The sequence below is a fragment of the Nocardiopsis suaedae genome (genome assembly GCF_027706745.1).
Taxonomy (GTDB): domain Bacteria; phylum Actinomycetota; class Actinomycetes; order Streptosporangiales; family Streptosporangiaceae; genus Nocardiopsis_A; species Nocardiopsis_A suaedae.
In genome coordinates this window covers 1-25,383 of the sequence record NZ_JAQFWP010000083.1, presented here as the reverse complement: position 1 = coordinate 25,383, position 25,383 = coordinate 1, and the positions used below count along the sequence as shown (strand labels likewise).

At 75.0% G+C, this 25,383-nt stretch carries 22 protein-coding genes; 14 read left to right on the top strand and 8 right to left on the bottom strand.

Annotated elements, in window-relative coordinates:
- Positions 1-258: 258 nt before the first annotated feature.
- Positions 259-1,071 carry an enoyl-CoA hydratase-related protein gene (locus O4U47_RS28195; protein ID WP_270681015.1) on the bottom strand — a complete coding sequence of 271 codons (813 nt, stop codon included), beginning with the start codon at positions 1,069-1,071 and terminating at the stop codon, positions 259-261.
- 273 nt (positions 1,072-1,344) lie between these two features.
- Between O4U47_RS28195 and O4U47_RS28190 the strand changes: the two genes are divergently transcribed.
- Positions 1,345-1,512, top strand: a complete 168-nt coding sequence (locus O4U47_RS28190; protein ID WP_083932818.1) for a DUF3117 domain-containing protein — start codon at positions 1,345-1,347, stop codon at positions 1,510-1,512.
- Positions 1,513-1,565: 53 nt separating this feature from the next.
- Positions 1,566-3,074, top strand: a complete 1,509-nt coding sequence (locus O4U47_RS28185; RefSeq protein WP_270681014.1) for a leucyl aminopeptidase — start codon at positions 1,566-1,568, stop codon at positions 3,072-3,074.
- A gap of 148 nt (positions 3,075-3,222) precedes the next feature.
- Here O4U47_RS28185 and O4U47_RS28180 read toward each other — a convergent pair whose 3' ends face one another.
- The gene (locus O4U47_RS28180; RefSeq protein WP_408639040.1) at positions 3,223-3,837 is read right to left on the bottom strand and encodes an O-methyltransferase; all 615 of its coding nucleotides are present in this window, start codon (positions 3,835-3,837) and stop codon (positions 3,223-3,225) included.
- A gap of 294 nt (positions 3,838-4,131) precedes the next feature.
- Between O4U47_RS28180 and sigE the strand changes: the two genes are divergently transcribed.
- The 4 genes from sigE to O4U47_RS28160 all read left to right on the top strand — a co-directional run bounded on the left by sigE (position 4,132) and on the right by O4U47_RS28160 (position 10,286).
- Entirely contained in the window at positions 4,132-4,773 is a 642-nt protein-coding gene (sigE, locus tag O4U47_RS28175) for an RNA polymerase sigma factor SigE (protein WP_270681013.1), read from the top strand.
- Positions 4,770-5,747, top strand: coding sequence for a zf-HC2 domain-containing protein (locus tag O4U47_RS28170; protein WP_270681012.1), 978 nt, complete (start codon positions 4,770-4,772; stop codon positions 5,745-5,747). The genes sigE and O4U47_RS28170 overlap by 4 nt, the downstream gene beginning before the upstream one ends.
- The gene (locus O4U47_RS28165) at positions 5,744-6,853 is read left to right on the top strand and encodes a sigma-E factor regulatory protein RseB domain-containing protein (protein WP_270681011.1); all 1,110 of its coding nucleotides are present in this window, start codon (positions 5,744-5,746) and stop codon (positions 6,851-6,853) included. The genes O4U47_RS28170 and O4U47_RS28165 overlap by 4 nt, the downstream gene beginning before the upstream one ends.
- Positions 6,854-9,350: 2,497 nt before the next feature.
- Positions 9,351-10,286, top strand: a complete 936-nt coding sequence (locus O4U47_RS28160; protein WP_270681010.1) for a S1C family serine protease — start codon at positions 9,351-9,353, stop codon at positions 10,284-10,286.
- Positions 10,287-10,620: 334 nt separating this feature from the next.
- Here O4U47_RS28160 and O4U47_RS28155 read toward each other — a convergent pair whose 3' ends face one another.
- The gene (locus O4U47_RS28155) at positions 10,621-11,079 is read right to left on the bottom strand and encodes a nucleoside deaminase (protein ID WP_270681009.1); all 459 of its coding nucleotides are present in this window, start codon (positions 11,077-11,079) and stop codon (positions 10,621-10,623) included.
- Between the two features lie 63 nt (positions 11,080-11,142).
- The gene (locus O4U47_RS28150; RefSeq protein ID WP_270681008.1) at positions 11,143-12,282 is read right to left on the bottom strand and encodes an Mrp/NBP35 family ATP-binding protein; all 1,140 of its coding nucleotides are present in this window, start codon (positions 12,280-12,282) and stop codon (positions 11,143-11,145) included.
- Positions 12,283-12,489: 207 nt separating this feature from the next.
- On the opposite strand from O4U47_RS28150, the gene O4U47_RS28145 reads away from it, so the two are divergent.
- The 5 genes from O4U47_RS28145 to O4U47_RS28125 all read left to right on the top strand — a co-directional run bounded on the left by O4U47_RS28145 (position 12,490) and on the right by O4U47_RS28125 (position 17,847).
- Positions 12,490-13,425, top strand: a complete 936-nt coding sequence (locus O4U47_RS28145) for an RNA polymerase sigma-70 factor (RefSeq protein ID WP_270681007.1) — start codon at positions 12,490-12,492, stop codon at positions 13,423-13,425.
- 255 nt (positions 13,426-13,680) lie between these two features.
- Positions 13,681-14,910 carry a CPBP family intramembrane glutamic endopeptidase gene (locus O4U47_RS28140; RefSeq protein ID WP_270681006.1) on the top strand — a complete coding sequence of 410 codons (1,230 nt, stop codon included), beginning with the start codon at positions 13,681-13,683 and terminating at the stop codon, positions 14,908-14,910.
- A gap of 69 nt (positions 14,911-14,979) precedes the next feature.
- The gene (locus O4U47_RS28135) at positions 14,980-15,654 is read left to right on the top strand and encodes a DUF6758 family protein (RefSeq protein ID WP_270681005.1); all 675 of its coding nucleotides are present in this window, start codon (positions 14,980-14,982) and stop codon (positions 15,652-15,654) included.
- A 27-nt stretch (positions 15,655-15,681) separates the two neighbouring features.
- Positions 15,682-16,581: a PHP domain-containing protein gene (locus O4U47_RS28130; RefSeq protein ID WP_270681004.1), complete on the top strand. Its 900-nt coding sequence runs from the start codon at positions 15,682-15,684 to the stop codon at positions 16,579-16,581.
- 141 nt (positions 16,582-16,722) lie between these two features.
- Positions 16,723-17,847 (top strand): MBL fold metallo-hydrolase, encoded by a 1,125-nt coding sequence (locus O4U47_RS28125; protein WP_270681003.1) that lies wholly within the window; start codon positions 16,723-16,725, stop codon positions 17,845-17,847.
- 459 nt (positions 17,848-18,306) lie between these two features.
- On the opposite strand, the gene O4U47_RS28120 is transcribed toward O4U47_RS28125, so the two are convergent.
- Positions 18,307-19,194, bottom strand: coding sequence for an alpha/beta fold hydrolase (locus O4U47_RS28120; RefSeq protein WP_270681002.1), 888 nt, complete (start codon positions 19,192-19,194; stop codon positions 18,307-18,309).
- Between the two features lie 151 nt (positions 19,195-19,345).
- A complete protein-coding gene (locus tag O4U47_RS28115; protein ID WP_270681016.1) occupies positions 19,346-20,800 on the bottom strand; it encodes a DEAD/DEAH box helicase in 1,455 nt (484 codons plus the stop codon).
- A gap of 708 nt (positions 20,801-21,508) precedes the next feature.
- Between O4U47_RS28115 and O4U47_RS28110 the strand changes: the two genes are divergently transcribed.
- The 3 genes from O4U47_RS28110 to O4U47_RS28100 all read left to right on the top strand — a co-directional run bounded on the left by O4U47_RS28110 (position 21,509) and on the right by O4U47_RS28100 (position 23,319).
- A complete protein-coding gene (locus O4U47_RS28110; RefSeq protein ID WP_270681001.1) occupies positions 21,509-22,207 on the top strand; it encodes a ferritin-like fold-containing protein in 699 nt (232 codons plus the stop codon).
- Between the two features lie 310 nt (positions 22,208-22,517).
- Complete coding sequence (locus O4U47_RS28105; protein ID WP_270681000.1) at positions 22,518-22,829, top strand: DUF6401 family natural product biosynthesis protein; 312 nt, start codon at positions 22,518-22,520, stop codon at positions 22,827-22,829.
- A gap of 247 nt (positions 22,830-23,076) precedes the next feature.
- Entirely contained in the window at positions 23,077-23,319 is a 243-nt protein-coding gene (locus tag O4U47_RS28100; RefSeq protein WP_270680999.1) for a hypothetical protein, read from the top strand.
- Between the two features lie 89 nt (positions 23,320-23,408).
- Here the strand turns inward: O4U47_RS28100 and O4U47_RS28095 are convergent, their stop codons facing one another.
- On the bottom strand, positions 23,409-24,224 hold the full coding sequence (locus O4U47_RS28095) for a mechanosensitive ion channel family protein (protein WP_270680998.1): 816 nt from the start codon (positions 24,222-24,224) through the stop codon (positions 23,409-23,411).
- A gap of 319 nt (positions 24,225-24,543) precedes the next feature.
- The gene (locus O4U47_RS28090) at positions 24,544-25,185 is read right to left on the bottom strand and encodes a TetR/AcrR family transcriptional regulator (RefSeq protein ID WP_270680997.1); all 642 of its coding nucleotides are present in this window, start codon (positions 25,183-25,185) and stop codon (positions 24,544-24,546) included.
- Between the last annotated feature and the right edge of the window lie 198 nt (positions 25,186-25,383).

Genomic DNA, 25,383 nt, shown 5'->3' with positions numbered 1-25,383 from the left:
GCCCCCGCCGCCCGGCCCCCCCGCCGCCCGGCCCCTCCGCCGGTGCTCCCGGAGAGGACGGGCTCAAGGGAGTGGGCCGCGCCGAGCGGTGAGTGCGATGACGGGCCGGCTCCCCCGAGAGCGGCGACGGGAGCCGGACGGGTGGGCGCGCCGGAGGGCCGCGGCTCGGCCGGCCCCCGCCGAACTCCGTCCAGGAGCGAGGGAGCGCCGCCGGGAAGGGCGGCGCCGCTCCCCGCGTGCAATTGCATTCGGCCCGCCCTACTGCCCTTCGAACTCCGGGGTGCGCTTCTCCAGGAATGCCAGCGTGGCGTTCTTGTGGTCGCGGGTCTGCGCGCACTGCTCCTGCAGGCTCGCCTCCATGTCCAGCGCGTTGGCCAGGTCCAGGCCCGAGCCGAACGCCAGCTCCGCCTTGATCGCCGCGTAGGCCACCGTGGGGCCCTGGGCCAGGCGCACCGCCAGCTCCCGCGCCGAACCGGCCAGCTCCTCGGCCGGGACCACCCGGTTGACCAGGCCGATCTCCAGCGCCCGCTGCGCGTCCACCGGCTCGGCCAGCATCAGCATCTCGGCGGCGCGGGCGTGCCCGACCAGGCGCGGCAGCGTCCAGGACGCCCCCGAGTCGGCGCCCAGGCCCACCCCGGCGAAGGCCATCGAGAACTTCGCCTTCTCGGAGGCCACCCGCAGGTCGCAGGCGAACGCCAGCGCGGCGCCCGCCCCGGCGGCCACCCCGTTCACCGCCGCCACCACCGGCTTGGGCATGCTCGCCAGCGCGGTCACGATCGGGTTGTAATGCGTGCGCACCGTCCCGTCCAGGCCCTTGCCCTCGGACAGGTTCTCGGCGTGCTCGCGCAGGTCCTGGCCGGCGCAGAAGGCCCGGCCCGACCCCGTGAGCAGCACCGCACGCGCGCCCGAGTCGGACTTGGCGCGCTCCACCGCGGCCAGCAGGCCGCCCTTGGCGGCCCGGGTGAGCGAGTTCATCGCGTCCGGGCGGTCCAGGGTGATGGTCGCGACCCCGTCGCTCAGGTCGTAGGAGACGCTCTCGGGTGCGCTCGTGTCGGCGTCGTTGTCGGCCACGTGGGACTCCAGATCGGCTCGGGTGAACGGTGCCGGCGCCCGCGTTCCGGCGCTGCGGCTATAACCTTACTGTTCGGATTCCTCGGAGCCGATGGCCCGGCGGCTGTCCGATCGTTCCCATTCCGGTCGCAAAACCGAGATAATGACGGAACGGGGATCGAAACCCTGAGTCGCGCGGACGGGGCCCGGAATCGGACCGGGTACGCCTCCGGCGCACCGCACGGTGCCGGAGGAGGCCCTCCGCGAGAGTTTCCTTATGAAAGGGGATACGGCATGGCGGCGATGAAGCCGAGGACCAGCGATGGTCCGATGGAGGTCACCAAGGAGGGCCGCGGCATCATCATGCGGGTCCCGCTCGAGGGCGGCGGGCGCCTCGTCGTCGAGCTCACGCCGGACGAGGCCAAGGAGCTCAAGGACGCCCTGGACGGCGCCGTCGGCTGAGCGACGGTGGTCTGACGCCGCATCCGACACGTCCCCCTAGATTGCGAGCGAGCGTGCCTTTCCCAACCCAGATCCACCCGGTGGCGGGCTCCGCCGCCGAGGCCGGCGCCGACCTGGTGGCGGTGGCCGTGCGGGCCGGGGCCGAGGGCCCCGAGCCGGTCGGCGGACCCCCCGGAGGCCTCCCGGACGACCTGGACGCGCGACTGCCGGCGCCCCTCGCCGAGCTGGTCGCCCACTACGAGCTGTCCGGCCGGGCCGGGGAGACGGCGCAGTTCGCCGCCGACCTGGGCGGCGGGCTGGTGCGGGTCGCCCTGCTGGGCATCGGGGAGGGCACGCCCGCGGACATGCGCACCGCCGGGGCCGCCCTGGCCCGCCTGGCCAAGGGGCGGAGCCGGGCGGCGGTCCCCGCGGGCGCGCCGGGTCTGGCCGGGGACGGGGGCGAGGGCGCCGCGGCGTTCGCCGAGGGCGCGCTGCTCGCCTCCTACCGGTTCACCCTGGCCAGCGAGCCCAAGGGGCCCGAACCCGTCGGGGAGATCGCGCTGGCCTGCGGCGACGGCGACGGCAAGCCGGTGGAGCCGCTCCGGCGCGGTACCGCCCTGGCCCGGGCGGCGGCCCTGGCCCGCGACCTGATCAACACCCCCTCGGCCGAGAAGGACCCGGCCTGGCTGGCCGCGCGGGCCGCCGAGGCCGCGGCCGGCGCCGGCCTGGAGGCGAAGGTCTGGGACGAGGACGACCTGGAGCGCGAGGGCTTCGGGGCGATCCTCGGTGTGGGGCAGGGGTCGTCCCGGCCGCCCCGCATGGTGCGCATCGACTACGCCCCCGAAGGCGCGGACCGGCACGTCGTCCTGGTGGGCAAGGGCGTCACGTTCGACACCGGCGGCCTGTCGCTGAAGCCGAACGACAACATGAAGCTCATGAAGACCGACATGAGCGGTGCGGCGGTGGTCGTCGGCGCCATGTCGGCCCTGGGCGAGCTGGGCTGCCGCACCCGGGTGACCGGACTGCTGGCGGTGGCCGAGAACGCGGTCTCCGGATCGGCGCAGCGCCCCGGCGACGTGCTCACCACCTACGGCGGGCGCACGGTGGAGGTGCTCAACACCGACGCCGAAGGGCGGCTGGTCATGGCCGACGCCCTCGACTACGCGGTGGCCGAGCTGGAGCCGGACGCCCTGGTGGACGTGGCCACCCTCACCGGGGCGGCGAAGGTGGCGCTGGGCACGGGGATGGGCGCCCTGTTCGCCACCGACGACGGCCTGGCGCAGGCGCTGCTGGAGGCCGGGGAGCGCTCCGGCGAGCCGCTGTGGCGCCTGCCGCTGACCGAGGAGTACGCCGACACGGTCCGCTCGCGCGTGGCCGACCTGGCCAACATCGGCACCAGCGGCGACTACGGCCACCCCGGCGCCACCGAGGCGGCCCTGTTCCTGCGGGAGTTCACCGGCGGCCTGCCGTGGGCGCACCTGGACGTGGCCGGGCCCGGCCGGTCCATGTCCGAACAGGGCCTGCTCACCAAGGGCGGCACCGGCTTCGCCACCCGTACCCTGCTGCGCTGGCTGGAGGGGTAGAGGGACGTTCCCCGGACCGGCCGTCGGTCGGCCGTCGCGGTAGGTGTGGCGGCCGCCCGACGGCCGGGGAGCGCGCCCGGACCGGGCGCGTAGGGCGTTACGGTCTCGCTGACCTGGCCCGTCGGGGGGATCCGTGGGCGTGGCCCGTTCACCCGCGGGCGTCGCCGCCGCGGATCGCCGCGAGAAGCCCGCCCCCCACCGGAAGCATCAGCGGGACCAGCGTCTCGTCCTCGCGGACCGCGCGGGCGGTCTCGCGCACGGCCGCCGCATCGGCGTCGGTGGCGCTGAGGGGGCCGTCCGGAGCCGCGTCGGCGGCCCCGTGGAACAGCACCACCCCGCCCGGGCGCAGCAGGCGCAGCGCCGCCCGCAGGTAGTCGGGGTACTCGGTCTTGGCCGCGTCGGCGAAGACCATGTCGTAGGCGCCGTCGGTGAGGCGGGGCAGCACCTCCAGCGCGGTCCCGCGGATCAGCCGGGTCCGATTGGGCGAGAACCCTGCGGTGCGGTAGGCCTCGCGCGCGGCCTCCTGGCAGACCGGGTCGACGTCCACGGTGGTGAGGATGCCCTCGGGGTCCATGCCGCGCAGCAGCCAGATGCCCGAGCCGCCGCACCCGGTCCCGATCTCCACCACGGCGCGCGCGCCGATGGCGGCGGCCAGGAAGCGCAGCGCCGATCCGGACTCCTCGCCCACCGGGCGCACCGGAGCGCCGCGCGCCGCGGTGCGCACCGCCGCCAGTGCCGCCTCCGCGGCGGCGCCCGACCGCACGCCCCGCGCGGGGGTCTCTTCTGTGCCGGTGATGGCGGCCTCCTCAGCCTCCGGGCGGTCTCGTCAGGGCCAGCGTAGCCCGTCGACCGGCCGGAACGTGTGCACGAAACCTCGCGCCGAACCCGGTGGCGCCGCAGGAACTTATTCGGGGCGTCGCGGCGTTGGAACAGGGGAAGGTACCGACGGGACCGAACCCGGTGGGCGACGTGAGCCCTCCCCGGAACCGGCGACCCGGCCCGCGGACCCTCCCCGTGGTGCCGCCTCCGGTGCCCGGGACGAGTGAAAGGAGTAGCGGTGGCCGACCCCGACGCTGCCGTGGACTTCGAGCAGTGGGAGCCCCCGAGCTGGGAGGACGTGGTCGCCAACCACTCCGGCAGGGTCTACCGGCTCGCCTTCCGCCTCACCGGGAACAAGCACGACGCCGAGGACCTCACCCAGGAGGTCTTCATCCGGGTGTTCCGGTCGCTGTCCACCTACACCCCCGGCACCTTCGAGGGGTGGCTGCACCGCATCACCACCAACCTCTTCCTCGACATGGCGCGCCGCAAGGCGCGCATCCGCTTCGAGGGCCTGGCCGACAACGCCGACGAGCGCCTGCAGGGCCGGGAGCCCTCGCCCGCCCAGTCCTACGACGACCGGCACTTCGACGCCGACGTTCAGGCGGCGCTCGACGCGCTGCCCGCGGAGTTCCGCGCGCCGGTGGTGCTGTGCGACATCGAGGGGCTGTCCTACGAGGAGATCGCGGCGACGCTGGGGGTCAAGCTGGGCACCGTGCGCAGCAGGATCCACCGGGGACGCGCGCAGCTGCGCAAGGCCCTGGAGCACCGCCGCAGGATGGCGGCCCGGCAGCGGTCCGCCGCCCCGGAGGGCCCAGAGGCCCCGGAGGCGGACGGCGCCGGTTCCGCGCCGCACGTTCGGACCCGGGAGGCGGAATGAGCACGGAGCACTTGGGTGAACGCCTGTCCGCACTCGTCGACGGCGAGCTGGGGGCGGCCGAGCGGGACCGGGCGCTGATCCATCTGGCCTCGTGCGACGCCTGCCGCTTCGAGGCGGACCTGCTGCGCCGCCTCAAGCGGCGCCTGCACGGCCTGGACGGGCCCGAGCCCGCGGCGGACCTGCTCGGGCGCCTGTCGGCGCTCGGAAGCGCGGCGGGCGAGCCGCCGCAGGGGCCGCCCCCGGGCGCGGGGGGAGGGCCGCGCCCTTTCGGCGGGTCGGCGCCGCTCGGGTCTGGGCCCGCGCTCGGTGACGGTCCCGGCCTGGGCGAGCGTCCGGGGTTCGGCGCCGCCGACGCGGGCGGGCCCGCGGCACGGCGGCGTTCGCAGGCGTCAGCGCTCCGCGCTGCGGCGGCATTCCTACCCTTCCGGTCCTCCTCTGAGGACCGGCGGGAGTTGGAAGCCGCCGAACGCCGCCCCCGCCCCCGCCCCGTGCGACAGCGCCGGCGCACCCCCCGGTACGCCATGGCGGGCGCCTCGCTCGTCGCGGTCGCCCTGGGCGGAGCCTTCGTCGCGGGAGGCGAGGAGGCCCCCGGCCCCGTGGTCCGGCCGCCGCTTCCGGATTACGCGCTGGAGCACGCGCTGACCGCCGGGGAGGCCGCGCTGCCGTCCGGGCAGGATGAGCGCCGCGCCGGGGGCGGGGACCGGGGCGCCGTTCCCGCCCTGCACGACCCGAAGGGCGGCGCCGAGGGAGCTGAAGGTTCCGGGGGCGCCGACGGTTCCGGGAGCGCCGAGGGTTCCGGGGGCGCTGAAGGTTCCGGGAGCGCCGATGGTTCCGGGGGCGCCGAGGGCACGGGCCGTGATGACCGCGGCGACCGGGGTCGGGGCGGCCAGGACCGGGACGGCCAGGACCGGGACGGCCGGAGCGGCGACGGCGACGGCGGTGACATCCGCACCGACACCCCTCGGGCGTGGTGAGCGCCCCCGACCCACCCCTCAGCGCACGGCACACCGGCGGTGGCGCGGCCCCCGGGCCGCGCACCGCCGTGCTGCTGGTGCTGGTCCTGTGCTGCGCGGTGCTGCTGGCGGTGCTCCCCGCCGCCTCGGCGGCACCCCAGGCCGACCAGCGCCCGGCGCCCGGGCACGACGACGCCATGGGGGCGCTGCGCCGCGCCGCCCAGGCCGCCCGCGAGCTGCCCTACGAGGGGGTGCAGGCGATCAGGACCACCGGTCCCACAGGGACCGAGCACCGGCTGGTCGAGGTGGAGCACGTGCCGGGGGCGGGGCTGCGCGTCGGGCAGGTCGCCGAGGCGGGCGGGGAGCACCCGCTGCCGCCGGGGCGCTCCACCGCCTTCCCCGCCCTCGACGGGGCGATGCTGGACGCCTTGGCCGAGAACTACAAGGTGACCGGAGCCGGGGACGGCGAGGTCGCCGGGCGGCCCGTGCGCATCGTGGAGGCGGTGCGCGCGGACGGCAGCGCGGCCGGCCGGTTCTGGCTCGACCGGGGTTCGGGGCTGCCGCTGCGCAAGGAGAGCGTCGACGCCGAGGGGCGGCCGGTGCACACGGTCGAGTTCACGACCATCGGCGAACCCGCGGGGGAGGACGCCCGGGCCGAACCGTCCGCGTCGGAGGCGGACGCCTGGGGGCGGCCGCTCGGCGCCGGGGAGCTGCGGCGGCTGCGCGAGGACGGCTGGCGGCTGCCCGAGCGGATCACCTGGAACATGAGCCTGGTCGAGGCGCGCTCGGCGCAGTCGCCCACCGGGAGGGTCGTCCACCTGGGGTACTCCGACGGGCTGTCCGTGGTGTCGGTCTTCGTCCAGGAGGGCCGCCTCGATGCCGGGTCGCTGGAGGGCGCCGACGGGGTGCGGGCCGTGCAGGACCGCGGCGGGACGGTCTACGTGGGCGAGACCGGGCGGCAGCTGCGGATGTGGGAGTCGGACGAGCACGTCTACACGATCCTCGCGGACGCCCCGGACGATTCGGTCGCGTCGGCGGCCGCCGCCCTGCCGTCCCCGGACGCCCCGGGGGTCTGGGGACGGGTCCAGCGCGGCTTCGAAAGGTTCGGAGAGTGGGTCGGCGTCTGAGCGGGGGCCGGGCGCAGTGATGCCGGGGGACCAGGTGGGCGGGCGGCTCGGCTGGTGCCCCGCTGATGGGCCCTGGCCGGGCGGCGGGTGGCCGGGATGTGAGGTGGAGGGCCGCGACGACGAAGGGCGGCGGCCCTTGCGGTGGCGCTGTCGGCCGCCGGGTGTGCGCGTGGTCAGGGTGGTTGGCGGCGACGACGTGAGCTGGCCGGTTCCCTGGGCCTGCTTGCCGGGTGGCGGGTTTCTCGCGGTGCGGGTGGGCGGTGGCTCGGCTGGTGCCCCGCTGATGGGCCCTGGCCGGGCGGCGGGTGGTCGGGGTGCGGGGTGGTTGGCGGCGACGACGGAGGTCGGCGGTCCTTGCGGTGGCGTTGTCGGCCGCCGGGCGTGTGTGTGGTCCCGGTGTTTGGCGGCGACGGTGGAAGCGGGGCGGTTCCCTGGGCCTGCTTGCCGGGTGGCGGGTTTCTCGCGGTGCGGGTGGGTGGGCGGCTCGGCTGGTGCCCCGCTGGCGGGCCCTGGCCGGGTGGCGGGTTCCTCACGCCCCGGGAAGGCGGCGCCGTGGGGCGGGCGGTGCTCGCCCGCGCCCGGGGCGGGGAGAACGGGCGCCGCATTCCGGGCATTCCGGACACGGGGCGGGCTGTCGGGCATCGAGTGTGCAGAAGAGTGCACTCCGGGCGGGTGGGAGTGGTCGAAAGTGCACACTCGTTGCCCCGGGGTGCGTTGAACGCGCGATAGGGGAACCCCGGGGCCGGGCATTCCGGGCATACCGGGTGCGGCGGGGCGGGGGCGGTGATCCCGCGTGGCGGATCCGCCGCGCGATCACGCTGAAAGCGTCCCTTTCGCCGCGCTGGATGGCACCGGGCCGTCCGTGGCGTCCGGAAGGCGGGTTCCGGACCACTCGCTACCCGCCAGGTGTCCGGTTCGCCCGGTTCCCGGGGCGCCGAGGTCCCTCCTGCGCCCTGATCGACGACCGGGGCGACAGTGGGGGCGGCGGGGGTGCGCGGTCATCGCGATTCCAGAACACGTTCTGCCCCCGAAAGGGCCCCAAACGGCATACCGAGACCGTTTACCGCCCCCGTTGTCACTGCGGGTAGCCGATATCGGCCCAGAGCGGCCCCCGAGCGCCCGGCGGGAGCACCCCGGTGCCCCCGCACCCCCTTCGGCGCCCGAGGTGAACGCCTCAATCGAGCACGAACCGGGCATTCCGTTGGCAGAACGTGTTCTGGAATCGCCGACTTCGCACGCCCGGGGCCCGCGCGGGTGTCGCTGAGCGCGCTTCACGGCCCCCTCACCCCTTAACGCGGAGTGTTCGCCCAGGTCATGGTGCTGTCGGGTTCGGGGCGGGCCGGGCAGGAGCGGGGTTGGGCGTCGGAGAGGGCGAACCCCGGCCCCTGCGTCTCACCATGCGGGAGATTTCCGGCGGAGGGGTGCACGGTGGTTGAGACCGGCCCCCGGGGCTCGGCCACCGGGTGCATCTCGGCGAACCCGTTCCCGAACGGCCCCGCCCAGACCCCGAGGCACAGGCCCGGCGGCCGCCACGAACGCGAACAAGCCTCACCTTCCCGGCCGCGCCGCCCGCCCGGACCGCGAGGGGCCCACCGGACGGCAAGCAGGGCCGGGGAACCGCCCCGCTTCGGCCGTCGCCGCCATCTCCCCTGCACCCCGGCGGCCTGCCACCCGGCCGAGGTCCGCGAGGGGCGTACCGGCTGGCCCCGTCGTTGCTGCTGTTCGCCTTGCACCCCCACGACCCGCCGCCCGGCAGGGGCCCATGAGCGGGGTACCAGCTCCGCCGTCGCCGTCCTTCACGGTGACCACGCACAGGCCGGGCGGCCGACAGCGCTGCCGTAGGGGGCGCTGGCCTTTGTGCCGCCTACCCCGTGCCCCGGGGGTCCGCGGCTCGGGCGGGGGCTCGGGCGGGGGTGTGAGCGGAGCATTCCCTGGTGCCGGAAGTGGCGACATTCCCCGGCGCCGGATGTGACGCCGCTCGCGCGGACGATCCCCATCCGCGGGGCCGGGCGGGCATCCTCGGAGGGAGTGAGGTGGCCGCCTGTGGCCGAAGGGGCGGGGTGGAAGCGCACCGTGCCGGGCCGATGGGGTATACCGCCCTTCGGGGACGTAAAGTACGCCGTCGGAGACTCGGTGTACCGCAGCCGACACCGGCCGGACCGCGCGCACCGCTCGTACCGCCCGCTAACCGACGGTTTACGCCACCACCCCCACAATCGGGGGCGGCAGCGACAGACGGAGACCTCATGACCGACGAGACCGGACCCCCCTCCCCGGACGGCCGGGGGACGCCGCCACGGCCGCAGCCGCCGGGCGGCGAGCCGCCCAGGGCCTGGCCGCCCGTGGCCGGGACCGGCCCCCAGCCGTCGGGCTCCGGCGCCGCGGGGCCCCCGCCGCGGCGGCCCGTCGGCCCGCAGGGGCCCGGAACACCCGGTGCGGCGCCCGGCGTCCCGGCGGGTCCCGGCGCTCCCGGCGGCGGAGGGGCCCCGGCGGCGGCTTGCCGCCCCAGGGCCCCCAGGGCCCAGAGGGGTACGCGGCGGCGCCCCCGCCCGGACCGCCGCCGCGCCGCCCCCGCAAGGGGATGCCGGTGTGGGCGGTGCTGGTGACCGTCCTCGTCGTCTCGCTGGTCTCGGCCGGTGTGGGCGGCTACGTCGGCGGCATCGGCGCGCCCGCCCCCGAACCCACGTCCGACGGCCCCAAGCTCAACACGGCGCTGCCCAGCGACGCCCCCAGCCGTGCCCCCGACACCATCGCCGGGGTGGCCCAGCGCGTCAGCCCCAGCGTGGTCTCCATCCAGCCGAGCGACCGCCGCCAAGGCGGCAACGGCTCCGGGTTCGTCATCGAGGGCGACCACGTGGTGACCAACTACCACGTGGCCGGCGCCCTGGAGGACGGCATGGAGGTCGTCTACGGCAACGGCCGCTCCAGCCCCGCCGAGATCGTCGGCACCCGGCCCGACTCCGACCTGGCGGTGGTCAAGGTGGAGCGCCCCCAGCAGGTGGAGCCGCTGGAGTTCGGCACCTCCGAGGACGTGACGGTGGGGGACCAGGTCATCGCCATCGGCGCGCCGCTGGGCCTGGCGGGCACCGTGACCACCGGCATCATCAGCGCCAAGGACCGCCAGGTGGCACTGGGGGAGGACGGCGACCGCACCGACATCGACGCGCTGCAGACCGACGCGGCGATCAACCCCGGCAACTCCGGCGGCCCTCTGGTCGACCTGGAGGGGCGCGTGATCGGTGTGAACACCGCCATCGCCACCATGGGGGCGGCCCCTGGCGAGCAGAGCGGCAGCATCGGCCTGGGCTTCGCCATCCCCTCCGACCGGGCGGAGGAGGTCGTGCAGGAGATCATCGACGGAGGCGCCGCGCCGGGCGGCGGCGCCGGGGACGAGGACGGGCCGGGCTCCGAGCCCAGCCCCGGCGGCGACTGACCGGAGACCGGCGGCTGCCGCACCCCGTGAACGGCGGAGGCCTCCGGAAGGGACGGGTCCCTTCCGGAGGCCTCCGTTCTGTGCATGTCCTCGGCGGGTGATCGCGATGGTGGTGCCGTCGGGGCCGGCGGTGCGACAGCGCCTCCGCCGCGATCACCCCGGACGGGGCGAGCCCGGCACACGCGCGGCGCCCTGCCCCCGTCCCTCTTGGCGGCCGCCATCCCAAGGCCGCTGTGTTCCCGTCGACACAGAATGAGCCGGTCAGCGAGCCGTCGACCGCCGGGAACGCGGCGGGGGCGTCGCGCAGCAGGTCATGCCGCGCGCAACCTGCGCCCTACGCGTCCTCGCCGATGTCCTCGTTCCACAGGGCCGGTTCGGCGGCGATGAACTCGGTCATCATCCGCACGCACTCCTCGTCGTCGAGGACCACCACCTCGACGCCGTTCTCGGCCAGCCAGTCCTGCCCGCCGGAGAAGGTGCGCTTCTCGCCGACCACCACGCGGGAGATGCCGAACTGGCGCACCAGCCCGCTGCAGTACCAGCACGGCGCCAGCGTGGTCACCATGGTGGTGCCCGCGTACGAGCGCTGCCGCCCGGCGTCGCGGAAGGCCGCCGTCTCCCCGTGCGCGGACGGGTCGCCGTCCTGCACCCTGCGGTTGCGGCCGCGGCCGAGCACCTCGCCGCCGGGGCCGATCAGCGCCGCCCCGATCGGGACGCCGCCCTCGGCGCGGCCCGCGCGGGCCTCCTCCAGGGCGACGCCCAGCCACGTCCGGTCGTCCTCGGTGCCGGGCACCCGGCCCCCCTCCTCGTCGGAACCTCCACCGCAACCCCGTCGGCGCCTGAGAGCGCCGCGGCGCTACTTGCGCGTCGGGCTGATCCCCAGCTGCATGCCGGACAGGCCGCGCGGCTTGCCCGCGAGCTTGTCCGCGATGCCGCTCAGCACGCCGCTCGCCTCGGCGTCGGGGTCGGAGAGCACCAGCGGCTTGCCCTCGTCGCCGCCCTCGCGCAGGCGCACGTCCAGCGGCACCTGGCCGAGCAGCGGCACCTCGGCGCCCAGCGCCGTGGTCAGGCCGTCGGCGACCGTCTGGCCGCCGCCCTCGCCGAACAGGTAGGTGCGCTCGTCGCTGCCGGGCGCCACGTAGTACGACATGTTCTCGATGACCCCGGCGACCCGCTGGTGGGTCTGCGCGGAGATCGCCCCGGCGCGCTCGGCCACCTCGGCGGCGGCCTGCTGCGGCGTGGTCACCACCAGGATCTCGGCGCCCGGAAGCATCTGGGCCACGGAGATCGCGATGTCGCCGGTGCCGGGGGGCAGGTCCATCAGCAGCACGTCCAGGTCGCCCCAGTAGACGTCGGCGAGGAACTGCTGCAGCGCCCGGTGCAGCATCGGGCCGCGCCACACCACCGGTTGGTTGCCCTGGGTGAACATGCCGACCGAGATGACCTTCACGTCGTGCGCGGTCGGCGGCAGGATCATGTCCTCGACCTTGGTGGGCGGCAGCTCCGCGCCCAGCATCCGCGGCACCGAGTGGCCGTAGATGTCGGCGTCGACGACGCCGACCTTGTGCCCCTCGGCGGCCATGGCGGCGGCGAGGTTGACGGTCACCGACGACTTGCCGACGCCGCCCTTGCCGGAGGCGACGGCGAAGACCTTGGTGAGCGAGTTCGGCTTGGCGAAGGGGATCTCCTTGTCCGCCTGGCCGCCGCGCAGCTTGGTCTGCAGGGCCTTGCGCTGCTCGTCGCTCATCACGTCGAGTTCGACGCCCACCCGGGTGACGCCTTCGACCTTGGAGACGGCCTCGGTGACGTCCTTCTCGATCCGGCCCTTCATGGGGCAGCCGGCCACCGTCAGGTAGATGCCGACGTGCACGACTCCGCCGTCGGCGATGTCGACGCTCTTGACCATGTCGAGGTCGGTGATGGGGCGGTGGATCTCTGGGTCCTGGACGGTCGCCAGGGCCGCGTTCACCTGCTCGGTGGTGGGAGTGGAGGACATGTACCCCATGGTAATGATCGCGCGCCGTGAGCAGAACAGGCGGGGATACCTGGTAAGGGTACCCTAATCCGCAGGTCAGGCGGGAGCTTCGGGTGCCGGCGCGGCCGCCGGCGCGCCGGGTGTCACGGATCGCCCCCGGGGCGTGTCCCCTACTGTGGCACGATTCCGCCGCCGCCACGGGCGGCCGCGACCGAGGAGGGGACAGCCATGGGCGAGGCCGGGACGCAGGACGCCGCGGTGCGGGGCGGTTCGGACCGGGAGCGGGAGTTCACCCGCCACCGCGGGCTGCTGTTCGGCGTCGCCTACGACATGCTCGGCAGCGTCCACGACGCCGAGGACTGCGTCCAGGAGACCTGGATCTCCTGGGACCGCCGCGACCGCTCCGACATCGCCGACCCCCGCGCCTACCTGGTGCGGGCGGTCACCAACACCGCGCTGAACCGGCTGCGCTCGGCGCGCGCCCGGCGGGAGACCTACGTCGGCCCGTGGCTGCCCGAGCCCGTCGCGACCGCCCCCGACGCCGCCGAGGAGGTCGAGCGCGCGGACGAGGTCTCCTACGCGATGCTCGTGGTGCTGGAGACCCTCGGCCCGGTGGAGCGGGCCGTGTTCGTGCTGCGCGAGGTCTTCGGCCTGCCCTACGCCGAGATCGGCGCGGCGGTGGGGCGGGAGGAGCCCGCCGTGCGGCAGATCGCGCACCGCGCCCGCGCCCACGTCCGGGAGCGGCGGCCCCGCTACACCGCGGACGAGGCCGAGCGGCGCCGCCTGACCGAGCGCTTCCTCGCGGCGAGCGCCGTCGGCGACGTCGAGGCCCTCAAGGAGCTGCTGGCCGAGGACGCGCTGCTGGTCACCGACGGCGGGGGCCGGGTTCGGGCCGCACTCAACCCGATCCGCGGCGCCGTCAAGTGCGCCCGCTTCCTGGCGGCCCTGGGCCCCAAGTACCCGGGGGTGGCGACCGAGGAGGTCGAGGTCAACGGCGGGCCCGCGGTGGTGCTGCGGATGCCGGACGGCGCCGTCGTCGGCCTCTTCGTGGCGGAGATCTCCCACGGGCGCTTCACGAGCATTCTCGTTCAGCGCAATCCCGAGAAGCTGCGGGCGTTCGCGCGCGGCGGGGACGCCGGAGGCGCAGGGGAAAGCGGCGGTTGAGCGGGCGGTGGCGGCGCCCGTTTCCCGGGCCGTTCCGCGCGCGCGGTGCCCGCGAGCTGCGCATCCCTGGGAACGGATGCGGCGGGTTCTTAACGGCGGCAATACATGGCCGGATAGTAATCTCGGCAAACGATGAGAAATACGCCACCGCCGTCGGGCGCGTCATGGTCGTCCGAGCCGCCGGAATGGGAGCGGGGCCGGGTTGCGGGGGATTCCGGTCCCCAGGCGTGGGCCGGACCGCCGGACGGCGCCTCCGTGGAGGGCGGACGCCCCGTATGGGCGTGGCCGCCGCCGGAGCCGCCCCGCCCCGCGGGGGCCGGGCCCGCTTCGGCCCGCCCTGGGACGCCCTATCACCGGCTCGCCCGCACCTGGCGGTTCCGCTGGTGGATCCCGCTGCTCGCGACGGTCGTCGCGGTTCTGCTGGTGGTGCTCACCCAGATCGTGATGTTCATGGCCGCCGGCATCTACATGGTGCTGGAAGGGCGGCCGACCAGCGGCGAGTCCCCGTTCGGCGCCGAAGTGCCCGACCTGGCCTTCATGCTCGTCGTGCTGGCCACGATGACACCGATCGCGTTCCTGGTGGTGCGCACGGTGCAGTGGCGGCGGGTGGGGTCGCTGATGTCGGTGGAGGGGCGGCTGCGCGGCCGCTGGCTGGGCGTGTGCGCGCTCGTCGCGATGCCGGTGCTCGGCCTGTACCTGGGGCTGCTGTACGCGCTGCAGCTGCTCACCGGCGGGGACGCGGAGTTCGCGGGCCCGTTCGTCGGCATGGAGCGGTTCCTCCCGGCGCTGGTCGTCATCCTGCTGCTGGTGCCCTTCCAGGCCTCGGCCGAGGAGATCGCCCTGCGCGGGTTCATCATGCAGGCCGTGGGGTCCTACGGGCGCCCCGCCGACGCGCCGCGCGGCGCGTCGCCGCTCTCCCGCGCGCTGCGCACCCCGGTCGCGGCGATCGCCGTCAGCGGCACCGTGTTCGCGCTGATGCACGACTACCAGGACTGGGCGCTGCTGGACGTGGCGGTGTTCGGCCTGGCCGCGGCCTGGCTGACCTGGTACACCGGCGGCCTGGAGGCGGCGATCGGGCTGCACGTGGTGCACAACCTGGCGGCCTTCGTCCTCACCGCCTACGAGGGCGGACTGGCCGACGCGGGCACCGGGTCCGGCTCGTGGACCGGGGTGGTGGGCACCACCGGGGAGGTGCTCGTGTACTGCACGGTCGTGGCCCTGCTGGCGCGGCGCATCGGCGTGCGCCGGACCGTCCCCGGCGACCCGGACGACCACCCGGAGCCGCCCGTGCGGCGCCGGCTGCCGCACTGGGCGCTGCAGCAGTCGCCGGTGAGCTCCGTCGCCGAGCCGCCTCCGCAGGCCCCCGTGGACCGGGCGCCGCACGGCACGCACTTCACCACCCCGCCGCCGGGCCCCTACCCGGGCGGGAGCGCCGCCTGGCCGTACCGGGAGCCGCCGCCCGCGGGCGGGCCGGGCGCCCGCTGAGACCCGGCCCCGCCGACCTGCCCGGGAGGAGTTTCCGTGCAGGTCGGCGGGGTATCCATCGGGGTGACCATGTTGCGAGAACCCTCGTGTCCCCGCTGCGGGCGCCACGTCCGGCCCCCGGGCCTGTGGACGAGCGCCTGGCAGTGCGCCGCACACGGCCCGGTGGCACCGCTGCAGCCGACCCGCGAACCGGGCGAGACCCCGCTGGACCTCCTGCTGGACGCCGCCCAGGTGCCGGTGTGGCTGCCGTGGCCGCTGCCGGTGGGCTGGGTGGTCACCGGCTTCGCGCACGCCGGAGACGAGCGCAGCGGCGCGCTGGGAACCGCGGTCGCCCTCTCCGGGCCCGCGCCGCTCGGCGGCGTGGGGGAGATGGCGGTCATCGCCGAGGACCCCGGCGTCGGGCTGGGGGCGCGGCTGGCCGGGCTGATCGGCCCCGACCCCGGGGCCGGGTTCGACAAGGGCCCGCCGGAGCTGCGGGTGCGCCACGGAGGCCACGACATCCCGATGTGGAGCGTGGACACCGGTGGGGAGCGCACCGCCGTCTACGCGGGCGAGGCGTACGCGAGCTGGCTGTGGCTGGTGCTGAGCCCCGCCGACACCGGGGTCCTGACCTGCGAGCTGTCCGGCCTGCGTGACCTGCGCGACCGGGTGGACGGGGCGACCCTGCCGCCGCCGTTCGGGGCGCCGTCGCCGTTCCTGGAGGCCGCGCTGCGGCCGGTGGACGACGACGAGTCCGCCCCGTGAGGCGGCCGGGTCCCTAGAATCGGTCCGGTGACGCGCACACGCATCGACCTGCACACGCACAGCGCGGTCTCCGACGGGACCGACGCCCCCTCCGACGTCATCGGCCACGCCCGTGCCGCGGGGGTGAACGTGCTCGCGCTCACCGACCACGACACCGTCGCGGGCATCGCCGAGGCGGCGAAGGTCCTTCCTCCCGGCTTCACCCTGGTCCCCGGGATGGAGCTGTCCTGCGCCCACCAGGGGTCCAGCGTCCACCTGGCCGCCTACCTCTTCGACGCCGACGCCCCCGAGCTGGCCGCCGAGCTGCGCCGGATCCGCGACGACCGGGTGAACCGGGCGCGTGAGATGGTGCGCCGACTGGGGGAGGCGGGGCTCGGCGTCACCTGGGAACGGGTGCGCGAGATCGCCTTCGGGGACGCGGGGGCCGCCGGGGACGGGGCGCGCGAGGCGGGGGTCGTCGTCGGCCGCCCGCACATCGCCCGCGCGATCGTCGAGGCCGGGGGCGCCGCCGACGTGCAGGACGCCTTCGACCGGTGGATCGGCTCCGGCCGGCCCGCCCACGTGGCCCGCTACGCCCTCGACCCGGTGCGCGCCGTGGAGGCGGTGCGCGCGGCCGGAGGGGTGTGCTCGCTGGCGCACCCGGCCCGGTCGGAGGGCCTGCTGACCGGAGCGGTCCCCGAGGAGCTGGTGGAGCGGATGGCGCGCGCCGGGCTGGGCGCGGTCGAGGCGGACCACCCGAGCCACGAGGAGGCCGAGGCGGAGCACTGGCGGGGCGTGGCCCGGGACCTGGGGCTGGCGGTGACCGGGTCCAGCGACGACCATGGGGAGCTGACCGGCCGCCGGATCGGGGCGCGCACGACGGCGCCGGAGGAGTTCGAGCGCCTGACCGCGCCCGCCACCGGGGCCGCGCCGATCACCCGGGGGTGACCAGCGCCGCTTATGGAAGGCTTAGCGGCCGGATGCCAGGGTGACCGGTCGCGTGCGGCGGGGTACCGGCGCACCCGCCGGGGCCGCCACAATGGTCCCGCACGTATCGGAAGTTCGGACGCGAATCGAAGGGTCGGCACCGTGTTCTGGAAGCGGAAGGGCAAGAAGAAGGGGACCGGCGAGGCCGAGGAGGCCTCCGCGGTGGCGATCGACGAGTCCGCGGACGAGAAGGAGGCCGCCGACGAGGAGGCCGGGTCCGGCGCGGAGGCCGCGGGCAAGGACGGCGCCGGGAAGAACGAGGCCGCCGCCGAGAAGGAGTCCGCCGACGAGCGGACCGAGAAGGAGTCCGGGAAGGCGTCTGAGAAGGCCTCTGAGAAGGACACGGGCGCCGGGTCCAAGGACGAGGGCTCCGAGGACACCGACGCCAAGGGTGCCGACTCCGAGGACGGGGACTCCGAGGAGGACTCCGAGGACGACTCCTCCGATGCCGAGGCCGAATCGGAGTCCGGGGCCGTCGACGAGGACGACGAAGGCGACGACGCGTCCGAGGACGACGAGGACGACGAGGACGCGTCCGAGGACAAGCCCGCCGCCAAGAAGAAGCGGGAGATCGAGCCCGAGGAGCCGGGCATCGACGAGCCCGACGACGACGGGGTCCAGCGCGTGCGCACCGCGGGGACGCTGGAGGTCGACGGCGAGGAGTACAAGGCCGTCAACAACACCTGGGTGGTGAAGGCCGACGACGAGGGCGTCATCGTCATCGACCCCGCCCACGACGCCGAGGCGATCATGGAGGCGGTCGGCGACCGCGAGGTGTACCTGGTGGCCTGCACCAACGGCTACAACACGCACATCGGCGCGGCGGTGAAGGTGGCCGAGCGGGACGAGGCGCCCATCGCGCTGCACCGCCGCGAGCTGCGGCCGTGGCGCAAGGTGCACGGCGCCGAGCACCCGCCGGAGATCGAGATCGAGGCGGGCGGCTCCTTCGCCGCGGGTGATCTGGAGATCGACGTGCTGGGCCTGCCGGGGACCTCGTCGGGCAGCGTCGGCTACTACATCTCCCAGCTGGGCGCCGTCTTCAGCGGTGACACGCTGCTCGCGGGCGAGCTGGGCACGGTGGGCGACGGGTACATCGACTACACCCGGCAGCTGCACTCGGTGGGCGAGGTGCTGCTGTCCCTGCCGCCGGACACCCGCGTCCTGCCCGACCGCGGCCCGGAGACCACGGTCGAGGAGGAGTCGGGCAACTTCGACTCCTGGGTCTAGACCTCGACGTCGGCCCCGGCCCCGAGAAGGGGCCGGGGCCGACGCGCATCCGGGGGCGGTTCCCGGCGTACGGCCGGTCGAGGACCCCGGTCGGGGCAGGAGCAGCAGGTCCCCCGCTCACGGCCCCTGCCGTCTGCAGGGCCACCGGAGTGCCAGGTGGGAGGCGGCGACGACGGCGGTGGGCGGCTCGACCTGCAGCGCTGTCGGCCTCCGGGTGTGTGCGTGGTCACCGTTATTGGCGGCGACGGCAGAAGCGGGGTGGTTCCCCGCCCCTGCTTGCCGGGCCCCATATGCCCGGTATGCGCCGTCCGACCGGCCTCCTCCGCGATGATCTCGACGGAAGTGCTGCCATTCCGGCGGTTTTGGCAGCACTTCCGTCGAGATCATCGCGCGAGGGGGCGGCCTGGTGGCCCGGCGCCCGGCCGGGGCCGAGAGCGGGGGACCCGCCCTCCCGTGGGGTCACCCCTCCCGGGCGGGGGTCTCCACGGTGTTCCAGAAGCGGGTCAGGGCGCTCGCCGTGGTCTCCGGGGCCTCGACGTTCGGGGAGTGGGCCGCTCCGGGGACCACCACCTTGCGCGCGGACAGCTTGTCGGCCATCGCGGCCTGCAGGTCCGGGGGCCAGGCGTCGTCGTTCTCGCCGTACAGCACCATCTTCGGCAGGTCCGTCGCGGCCAGCTCCGCCGTCCGGTCGCCCGCAGACAGGATCTCCTCGCACATCCGTACCAGGCCCCGCGGGCTGTTCGCCAGCATCCGCGTGCGCAGGAACGCCAGGATGTCCTCGGCGAGGCCGCTCGAGCGGGCGGGCGCGTCCAGGAACCGCTCCCACAGCTCCGCCAGCCGCTCCGCCGTCGGATCGCCGCCCAGGTAGCCGATGAGCCGCTGGGCGTCGTCCACCCGCCCCTGCGAGGGCACCGCGGCCGGGCCGGAGCTCATCAGAGTGAACGACAGCAGCTCCGCTTCACCCGACAGCACGGTCTCGCGGGTCACCAGGCCGCCGTAGGAGTGCCCGAGCAGGTGCACCGGCCCCCCGCCGAGCGCCACCGTCAGTGCGGCGACCGAGCGGCCCAGCCACGCCGTCCCGTAGCCGTCGAAGTCGTCGGGGCCGGGCGACTCGTACTGGCCCGGCAGGTCGACGGCGACCACCTCGCGGCCGGCCTGCGCGAGCGTCTGCAGCAGGCCGATGAAGTCCTCTTTGCTTCCGGTGAGCCCCGGTACCAGGACCGCCGGGCGGTGTTCGCAGCCGCCGGAGGTGGGCAGCGCGCGCAGCGCGGCGAAGGTGCCCATGTCGGTCACGACGTCGGCCCGGCCGACGCCGGGCGGGAGTTCCAGAAACCGGGGTGTGCTCACGACGGTTCACCCTAGACGATCCCGCGTCCGCCCAGGATCCGCAGGTGCGGCGGGGCGGACGCCGATCGGTCGCGGGGCGCGCTCCGCGCCCCGGGGAGGGGGGTCCCGTCGGGCCGCCCCCTCCGCTTCGTTCGCTCGGGCCCGGGAGGGCCTAGCCCTCCTGGCCCTTGTCCGCGCCGCCCTGGGCGCTCTGGCCGTTCGGCACGTCGACCCCGCCGCGGGTGCGGCGGCGCCGGCGGCGGCGCGGCTTCGGAGCGGCCCCCTCGTCGCCGGAGGCGGTGGACGCGGCGGGGGCCTGCTCGCCGTCTCCGGAAGAGGCGGCGGATTCGCCGCGGCCCCGGCGGGTGCGGCGGCGGTTGCGGCCGCGCGAGCGCGCCGGCCGCTCCTCCTTCTCGTTCCGGCGGCGCGGGCCGCCGGTGTCGCCGATGTCCTCGACCTCCTCGGCCTCCAGCCCGGCGCGCTCCTGGAGCTCCTTGGCCAGGCGGCCCTTCGTGCCCTCCGGGATGCGGAGGTTCTCGAAGAAGTGCGGGGAGGTGGAGTAGGTCTCCTCCGGGTCGGTGAGGCCGAGTTCGAGCGCGTTGCTGATCAGCTTCCAGCGCGCGATCTCCTGCCAGTCGACGAAGGTGACCGCGGTGCCCGAGCGCCCGGCCCGGCCGGTGCGGCCGATCCGGTGGGTGTAGGTCTTCTCGTCGTCCGGGCACTCGTAGTTGACGACGTGCGTGACGTCGTCCACGTCGAGCCCGCGGGCGGCCACGTCGGTGGCCACGAGCACGTCGATCTTGCCGTTGCGGAACGCCCGCAGCGCGCGCTCGCGCTGGCTCTGCCCCAGGTCGCCGTGGACCGCCGCGGCCGCGAAGCCGCGCGTCTTGAGCTCCCCGGCGACCTTGTCGCAGGCCCGCTTGGTCTGGCAGAAGACCATGCTCAGCCCACGGCCCTCGGCCTGCAGCATCCGGGCGAGCATCTCCACCTTGTCCATCGGGTGCGTCCGGTACACGAACTGCTCGATGCTGTTGGTGGCGGTGTGGTCCGGGTCGTCGTCGTCCCCGGCGCGCACGTGCGTGGGCCGGTTCAGGTAGTTCCGCGACAGCGCCACGATCTCGCTCGGCATGGTGGCCGAGAACAGCATCGACTGGCGCTCGTCGGGGATCTTGTTCAGGATGCGCTCGATGTCGGGCAGGAAGCCCAGGTCGAGCATCTTGTCGGCCTCGTCGAGGACGATCGCGCGTACCCCGCCCAGGCTCAGGTGCTTCTGCTTCTCCAGGTCGAGCAGGCGCCCGGGGGTGCCGACGACGATGTCCGCGCCCTCCTTGAGCCCCTCGATCTGCGGCTCGTAGGCGCGGCCGCCGTAGACGGTCAGGATGTGGGCCTTGGTGCGCTTGCCCGCCGTGGTCAGGTCGGCCGCCACCTGGATCGCGAGTTCGCGGGTGGGGACGACGACCAGGGCGCGGGGGCGCTTGGGCTCACCCGGCGCGCGCTGGGCCAGCTGCAGCAGCGGCAGGCCGAACGCGAACGTCTTGCCGGTGCCGGTGCGGGCCTGGCCGATGATGTCGGACCCGTTGAGGGCCAGGGGCAGCGCCAGGGACTGGATCGGGAAGGGTTCGAGGATCCCTTCGGCTTCGAGGGCGTCGGCGATCTCGGTGCTGACACCGAGGTCGCGGAACGTCCGTCGGGGTTCGCTGGTGGTCTCTGTGTTCGTCAGGGCTCATGCCTCCATCTGGGCGGGCCGCACGCTCTCTGCGGCGGCCTCGGCGGCGGTGCGGTCGGCCTCACGGGCGCCGCGCCTGCCGCGCGGGCGCCGATGCGGCGCGAGGGGCGGTGCGGGCCGCCCGTCTCGGCGCGGGCCGGTTCCGTCCGGCGCGGCCGGGTGCCGCGCGGGGCGCCCGCCGTTCGGGCGCGCCGGTCCGTCCGCTCTGTGTTGTCCTGGTGCGCGTTGTCCGGGTGCGCGGTGCGCGGCACCGCGCGGACTCCTCCGCCGCGGGGCGCCTTCCGCGCCCGGCCGGGGCGCGGCGGCGGAACCCGCCGCAGCGTGGGGGAGCGTCCGCGCCTGTGGCGCTCGGCCGCCGATCACGGAGCCGAGTCTATCGCGGCGCCCCGCCGCTGGACATGCCGCATCCCGAGGCGTTCCGGGACGGGCCGCGGCGACCGGGTGCGGGCGCCGTGGAGCGCCCGGTGGTGGAACGCCGTCCGGGGGTCGGAATAATCCCCGGGCGGCCCCCGTGGTCTCCGCACGCCCCCGCGCGACGGCGCCCGCGTGCGCGGGCGGGGCCGGCCGGGCCGACCGGCGGGGTCGCGCGGGCTGGCTACCCTTGCCTGCATGACCGAAACCTCCGCGGCCGCGCAGCCCCCCAGCGGCGTCGTCGACCTGCTGGGCCTGCTCGCCTACGCCGAACTCGTGTCCTTCTTCCGCCTCTCCGACGCCGCCGGCCTGGCGCCGGACCTGGCCGCCAAGGGCGAGCTGGCGGGGGTCGCCGCCACCGAGTACCGGCACTACCGGATGCTGCACGAGCGCCTGGCGGCCCTGGGCGCCGATCCGGAGGCGGCCATGGGGCCGTTCGTGGAGCCGCTGGACGCCTGGCACGGCCGCACCGAGCCGCGTACCTGGCTGGAGAGCCTGGTCAAGACCTACGTCGGCGACGGCATCGCCGGTGACTTCTACCGCACCGTCGCCGAGCACGCCGACGCCGACACCGCCGAGGCGGTCCGCGGCGCGGTCTCGGAGACCGAGCGGGCCGAGGCGGTCGCGGTGCGGGTGCGCACCGCGGTGCAGGAGGACCCGAAGCTGGCCGGGCCGCTGTCGCTGTGGGCCCGGCGGCTGGTGGGCGAGGCGCTGAGCCAGGCGCAGCTCGTGGCCGCCGCCCGCCCGGAGCTGGCCGCGCTGGTGGCCCAGGGGGCGACCGGCGGCGAGTCCGGCGAGGGCGGGGGCAAGGGCGACCTCGCCGCCGTCAGCCGGCTCTTCGCGGGGCTGACCGAGGCGCACTCGGCGCGCCTGGAGGCGATGGGGCTGAGCGGCTGACCCCGTGCGGCCGCCCGGCGGCCCCGATGGCTTCGCGGCCCCGCGGGCCGGACGCCCCGGCGGCCCCGTGGCCCTGACGGCCCTGACGGCCCCGGCGGCTCCGGAGGGTCCGGTCGGCGGCTCTGGCGGCCCCAAGGGCCGCGGCTGCGCCCGCGAGCGGCCGCCGGAGGAGGATCCGCAGGTCAAGGCGGGTCGGCCCGAAATAGTGAAGCCGGTCACTCGGACACGGGAAGGTCATGTTTCGGTCCCGAATTGACATATAGTCGGACGGGTTCGTCAGATCGACCCCCGACTGTGAGGTTGTGCGTCCATGCGCAGTGGGTTCGACGCGCAGGGCCCGCTGGCCCGCCTGTCACGCGAGTTCGACGTCTTCGGTCCCCTCGGCGGGGGAGTCGAGCCCTGGCTCACCGCTGAGCTGGACCAGCACGCCGCCGCGGTGCGCGACTCCATCGTCGGCGGCGGCGCCCGGCTGACGCGCCGCAGCCTCACCGGCTACCTCCGCGGGTTCGTGGACGGCTGCCGCGAGCGCGGGTGGCACAGCACCTCTTCCGAGTACGACTGGGAGACCCTGCGGCTGCTCGCGATCTGCCGCCTGGCCAAGGAATGCGGATTCGTCCGCTAAGTTGGTCTGGCCCCAGTGGAACCTCAGGCGCCCGGGCGTGCGCCGATCCGCGAAGTGAACTCGCAGAGGCACTCACGGGGCGTACGCTGATCCGTACCCGGGGTCACGTATCGGCCGCGGGCCCCTCACCTGGCGTGGGGAGCCCCCCGCAGCCGGCGCACACGGAGCGGAATCCGAGAAGCCCCCTCGAGGACCCGCCCCGGGATCGAAGCTGCGGCCGAGAGGTGCCGCGAGAAAGGAAGAGCGCATGAGGAGCGGTCGGCACGGGGCCGTTCGGCCACCCGTCGGGGTCCTGATCCAGCAGGACCGCACCGACTTCATTCTCTTCGCCGTGATCCTTCTGGTCGCCGTGGCCGTGATGGCCCTGACCGGGTGGACCAGCCCGGCGTTCTGGATCTCACTGCTGTCCGTCCCGGCGACGGTGGTCCTCGTGGTCCGGCGCATCGACCGCCTGTCCCGGGACGAGCTCCGCGCCGAGGAACTGCTCTGATCCACGCGTGAGGAGGGGGCGGGACCGGTGAACGGTCCCGCCCCCTTCAGGAGCGCCCGCGGGCGTCTCCGGGCGCGCCAGGGCCTCGGTCAGGTCTCGTCGGTGCCGCGGCTCTCACCCCCCGCGGTGTGCCGGCCCGCCCACATGCCGTGCCCCGCGTGCTCGGCGTCCTCCTCGCGCTGCTGCGGCATGCCGCCGCTCATCGCGTCGGACCGGCCCGAACCGTAGGCCTGGCCCTCCTGCATGCGCGAGGTCTCCCGCTCGGCGGCGTCCAGCCACCGGGACCAGCGCTGCTGCATCGGACGGATCATGCCGCCGCCGACGCCCACCACCAGGATGCCGCCGACGGTGGCCAGCACCGCGATGAGCACCGGCTGGGTCACCGTGGTGGCGACCCCGATCTGGTTCAGGGCCGCGATGACGCCCAGCGCCATGATGAACACGCCGACCAGGTTGGCGACCAGCCGTCCGTAGCTGAGTCCGCCCATCGCCCCCGAGACCACGTCCCGGGCGGCCTTGGCGACGATGCCCGCCACGACCACGATGACCAGTGCCACCACGGCCTGCGGGATCCAGGCGACCACGGCGTTGAGCATCTGGGTGATCGGGTTGGTCGGCCCGAACACGCTGAAGGCCAGCTGCAGGGTGATCAGCAGACCGGCGTAGTACACGATCTTGCCGCACAGCTCACTGGCCGAGTAGCGGCTCCGCTGGAAGTACTCGCCCACCCCCGTGCGGTCCAGCCCCCGGTCGAGGCCGACGCGGGCCAGGCCCTTGCCGACGACCATGCCGAGGAACTTGGCCACCAGCCAACCGATGATCAGGATGGCCAGGAACGCCGCGAATCTGGGAACGAAGGCCGCGATGGCGGTCCACGCCGTCGTCAGCCCCTGCCCGATGTCCATGTCGTCTCACCCCCGATGGCGCCCCGCCCGGTACCCGGGAGCCCGCCCCGCGTACGCTCGGCGAAACGAAAAGAATCGCTTCTCATCCCGGCGATTACCCGTTATGAGCAGGGCCGAATCGTCGGAGGGTGACGATGGACAACTCTCGGTAAAGGGAGGGTCAAGCGCCGACCACCCCGGCCGGAGACCGGACCGGGGTGCGGACGGCCCGGATTTCCGATGATCTCGACGGAAGTGCTGTCATTCCGGCGGATTCGGCAGCACTTTCGTCGAGATCAACGTCGGAGAGGCCGGTTGAGAGGGGAATTCCGGACGGGACCTAGGACTCGGAGGAGCCGCCCTCGCGGGTCAGGTCCCACCCGGCCAGGCCGCGCCAGGCCAGACGGGCCACCAGCTGCTCGGCGGCCTCCTTGGGGATCGACCCCGACAGGCTCAGCCAGTACCGGGCGCTCGTCTCCGCCATGCCGACCAGGCCGATGCTCAGGATGTGCGCCTCGTCCTCGGAGATGCTCGTGTCCTGGCGGATCACCTCGCCGATCAGTGCGGCGCACCGGTGCAGCGTCTGCTCCAGCTTCTCGCGCACGGCCGGGAGGTTGCGCAGGTCCGACTCGAACACCAGCCGGAACGCCTCGCCGTCCCCGGCCACGAAGTCGAAGAACGCCTGGAAGCTCGCCTTGACGCGCTCCCGGTTGTCCGTCGTGCTCTCCAGCGCGTCGCGCTGCTTCTCCACCAAGGCCTCGGAGTGCTGCTCCAGCAACGCGAGATAGAGCTCCAGCTTGCCCGGGAAGTGCTGGTAGAGCACAGGCTTGCTGACGCCCGCGCGCTCGGCGATCTCGTCCATCGCGGCCTGGTGGTACCCCTGCGCGACGAACACCTCCTGGGCGGCGGCCAGCAGCTGCCGCCTGCGGGCGAGCCGGGGCAGGCGGGTCCCGCGCGGCCGGGCGTCTGACGGAGCTGTCACACCCACATCCTCCGAACTGGTGCGGCACGGCGGGCGCCGCGGTCGACGGTCGGACAAGGAACGCGCCTCGGAGACGAAGGGCGGGGAGCTGTCCGGCGCGTATTCCTTGTGGTCATCTTACTGGGACGTAGGTTACGCCCGCCCGTCGCCCACCACCACCCTCACCGGAAAGCGCTTCGCGCAGCGGCTTCTCTCCAG

Bases quoted from the DNA above. Each gene is read 5' to 3' on its own strand.
- O4U47_RS28150 (WP_270681008.1), bottom strand. From the start codon at position 12,282: ATGTCCTCCACTCCCACCACCGAGCAGGTGAACGCGGCCCTGGCGACC.
- O4U47_RS28135 (WP_270681005.1), top strand. From the start codon at position 14,980: ATGTTGCGAGAACCCTCGTGTCCCCGCTGCGGGCGCCACGTCCGGCCC.
- O4U47_RS28190 (WP_083932818.1), top strand. From the start codon at position 1,345: ATGGCGGCGATGAAGCCGAGGACCAGCGATGGTCCGATGGAGGTCACC.
- O4U47_RS28110 (WP_270681001.1), top strand. From the start codon at position 21,509: ATGACCGAAACCTCCGCGGCCGCGCAGCCCCCCAGCGGCGTCGTCGAC.
- O4U47_RS28100 (WP_270680999.1), top strand. From the start codon at position 23,077: ATGAGGAGCGGTCGGCACGGGGCCGTTCGGCCACCCGTCGGGGTCCTG.
- O4U47_RS28105 (WP_270681000.1), top strand. From the start codon at position 22,518: ATGCGCAGTGGGTTCGACGCGCAGGGCCCGCTGGCCCGCCTGTCACGC.
- O4U47_RS28095 (WP_270680998.1), bottom strand. From the start codon at position 24,224: ATGGACATCGGGCAGGGGCTGACGACGGCGTGGACCGCCATCGCGGCC.
- O4U47_RS28145 (WP_270681007.1), top strand. From the start codon at position 12,490: ATGGGCGAGGCCGGGACGCAGGACGCCGCGGTGCGGGGCGGTTCGGAC.
- O4U47_RS28170 (WP_270681012.1), top strand. From the start codon at position 4,770: ATGAGCACGGAGCACTTGGGTGAACGCCTGTCCGCACTCGTCGACGGC.